This is a genomic window from Actinomycetospora sp. (genome assembly GCF_055612215.1).
Genome location: NZ_JBVPVA010001113.1, coordinates 1 through 3,571, shown reverse-complemented (window position 1 = coordinate 3,571; position 3,571 = coordinate 1). Strand labels below are relative to the sequence as shown.

At 72.1% G+C, this 3,571-nt stretch carries 2 protein-coding genes; both read left to right on the top strand.

The features are described from left to right. Positions 1 to 2,080, top strand: a 2,080-nt coding sequence (gene polA, locus AC0CYZ_RS29980) for a DNA polymerase I (RefSeq protein WP_472221762.1), incomplete at its 5' end; no start/stop codon positions are given. Between the two features lie 70 nt (positions 2,081 to 2,150). After that, positions 2,151 to 3,571: flavin-containing monooxygenase (locus AC0CYZ_RS29975; RefSeq protein ID WP_472221761.1), on the top strand; the 1,421-nt coding region annotated here is incomplete at its 3' end.

Genomic DNA, 3,571 nt, shown 5'->3' with positions numbered 1-3,571 from the left:
GGAGTTCGGGTCGCTCGACGCGCTGGTCGAGCGGGTCGACGAGGTCCGGGGCAAGGCGGGGGACGCGCTGCGCGAGCACCTGTCCTCGGTGGTGCTGAACCGCCAGCTGACCGAGCTGGTGCGCGACGTCGAGCTCGACGTGCGGCCCGAGGAGCTCGAGGTCCGTTCCTGGGACCGCGACGCGGTGCACCGGCTGTTCGACGAGCTGGAGTTCCGGGTCCTGCGCGAGCGCCTGTTCTCCACGCTCACCGCGGCGGAGCCCGAGGCCGAGGAGGGCTTCGAGCTGCACGGGGTGACCCTCGAGCCGGGCGCGGTCGGGGACTGGCTCGACGAGCACGCCCGCGACGGCGGCCGGGTCGGCATCTCCTTCCGCGGAACGTGGGGGCAGGGGACCGGGGACCTGCACGGGGTCGCGCTGGCGGCCGCCGACGGCGAGGCGGCGTCGGTCGACGTGCTCGCGCTGAGCACCGAGGACGAGACCGCGCTGGCCGCCTGGCTGGCGGATCCCGAGGTCCCGAAGGCCGCCCACGAGGTGAAGGGCCCCATCCACGCCGTCCGCGCGCGGGGGTGGGAGCTCGAGGGCGTCACCAGCGACACCGCACTCGCGGCCTACCTGGCCCGCCCCGGCGAGCGCAGCTTCGACCTGGCCGACCTGGTGCTGCGCTACCTGCGCCGCGAGCTGCGCGCCGAGGAGGCCGACGCCGCGGGCGGGGAGCAGCTCACCCTCGACGGCGGCGAGGAGGAGGCCGACGAGACCGCGGCGCAGGCCGAGATGCTCCGCGCCCGCGCGGTGGCCGACCTCGCCGACGCCCTCGACGCCGACCTCGCCGAGCGCGGCGGCACGGCGCTGCTCACCGACCTCGAGCTGCCGCTGCTGCGGGTGCTGGCCGACCTCGAGGCGGCGGGCGTGGCGGTGGACATCAGCGCGCTGCACGAGCTGGAGTCGGAGTTCGGCTCGCGGGTGCAGACGGCCGCGCAGTCGGCGTACGACGTGATCGGCAAGGAGATCAACCTCGGCTCGCCGAAGCAGCTGCAGGTGGTGCTGTTCGACGAGCTGCAGATGCCGAAGACCAAGCGCACCAAGACCGGCTACACCACCGACGCGGACGCCCTCCAGACGCTGAACGAGAACAACCCGCACCCCTTCCTCGAGCACCTGCTCGAGCACCGCGACGCGACGCGGCTGCGGGTGACCGTGAAGGGGCTGCTCGAGAGCGTCACCGACGACGGCCGCATCCACACCACCTTCAACCAGACGATCGCGCGCACCGGCCGGCTCTCCTCGACCGAGCCGAACCTGCAGAACATCCCGGTCCGCACCGAGGCCGGGCGGCGCATCCGCGACACCTTCGTCGTCGGGGCGGACTCGGCCGCCGGCGCCTACGCCGAGCTGATGACCGCCGACTACGCCCAGATCGAGATGCGGATCATGGCGCACCTCTCGGTCGACGCCGAGCTGATCGAGTCGTTCAAGTCGGGCGAGGACTTCCACTCGGTCACGGCCGCCAAGGTCTTCGGGGTCCCCGAGAAGGAGGTCAGCCAGGCCCAGCGCGCCAAGATCAAGGCCATGAACTACGGCCTGGCGTACGGGCTGTCGGCCTACGGGCTCTCCGCCCAGCTGCGCACCTCCACCGACGAGGCGAAGGAGCTGATGGAGGACTACTTCGCGCGGTTCGGCGGCGTGCGCGACTACCTGTTCCAGGTCGTCGACCAGGCCCGCAAGGACGGCTACACCAGCTCCATCCTCGGGCGCCGGCGCTACCTGCCCGACCTCACCACCGACAACCGGCAGCGCCGGGAGATGGCCGAGCGGATGGCGCTCAACGCCCCGATCCAGGGCAGCGCGGCCGACATCGTCAAGGTCGCGATGCTCGGGGTGCACGCCGCGCTGCGCGAGGAGGGTCTGCGCAGCCGGATGCTGCTCCAGGTGCACGACGAACTGGTGCTCGAGGTCGCGCCGGGGGAGCGGGAGCAGGTCACCGAGCTGGTCCGCCGGGAGATGGGGGCGGCGTTCGAGCTCGACGTCCCGTTGGAGGTCTCGGTGGGGTTCGGCCGCTCCTGGGACCAGGCGGCGCACTGAGGCGCAGCCGCGGGATCCGGTCCCGCCGCCGGGCTGGTACGTGCTGGTACCGAGAGGTAGGCTGGTACGTATGAGTACCGATGTGGATGCCCCCGTCGACGCCACCACCGCGGGCGAGGGCGGCCGCGAGCCGGAGCACCTCGACGTCGTGATCGTCGGGGCGGGCCTGTCCGGCGTCGGCACCGCCTGCCACCTGGAGCGCGAGCAGCCCGGCCGGTCGTATGCGCTGCTCGAGGCCCGCGACGACCTCGGCGGCACCTGGAGCCTGTTCCGGTACCCCGGCATCCGCTCGGACTCCGACATGCACACCCTGGGCTTCAAGTTCCGCCCGTGGCCCGACACCGTGGCGCTCGCCGACGGGTCCTCGATCCTGGAGTACGTGCGCGACACCGCGCGGGAGTACGGCGTCGACCGCCACATCCGCTACGGCACCCGCGTCACCCACGCCGCCTGGTCGAGCGAGGACCAGCGCTGGACGCTCACCCTCACCACGCCGGCCGGGGAGACGACCCTGACCTGCTCGTTCGTCCTCTGGTGCTCCGGCTACTACCGCTACGACCAGGGCTACACCCCGGAGCTGCCGGGCCTGGAGAACTACGGCGGCACGGTGGTCCACCCGCAGCACTGGGACCCGGAGCTGGACTACGCGGGCAAGCGCGTCGTCGTCATCGGCTCCGGCGCCACCGCGGTCACCCTGGTGCCGGCCATGACGCAGGGGGAGGGCCGCGCGGCCCACGTCACCCAGCTCCAGCGCACCCCGAGCTACGTGCTGTCCATCGGGCGCACCGACCCGGTGGCGGAGTTCCTCGCCCGCTGGGTGCCGGCCCGCATCGCCGACCCGATCGTCCGTGCGAAGAACATCGCGCAGCTGATCACGCTCTACCAGGTCTCCCAGCGGTTCCCGACCTTCGTGAAGAAGCTGCTGCGCAAGGCCGCGGTGGCGCAGCTCCCCGAGGGCTACGAGGTCGACACCCACTTCAACCCGCCGTACGACCCGTGGGACCAGCGGATGTGCATGGTCCCCGACGGCGACCTGTTCAAGGCCATCCGCCGCGGCGACGCCGACATCGTCACCGACCAGATCGAGACCTTCACCGAGACCGGGATCCGGCTGCGCTCCGGGCGGGAGCTCGACGCGGACATCGTCGTCACCGCGACCGGGCTCAACCTGCAGATGTTCGGCGGGGCCGGTCTCGAGGTGGACGGCGAGTCGGTGCACCTGCCCGACACGATGGCCTACCGCGGCATGATGCTCTCCGGGGTGCCGAACCTGGTCTTCATGATCGGCTACACCAACGCGTCCTGGACGCTCAAGGTCGACCTCGTGGCCGAGTACTTCTGCCGCCTGCTCGGGTGGATGAGCGACCACGGGAAGGCCGTCGCCGTCCCGGAGCGCGACCCCGCGGTGGGGGAGCGTCCGCTGCTCGACTTCGAGGCCGGCTACGTGAAGCGCTCCATCGACCAGCTGCCCAGGGGCGGTGACCGCGCACC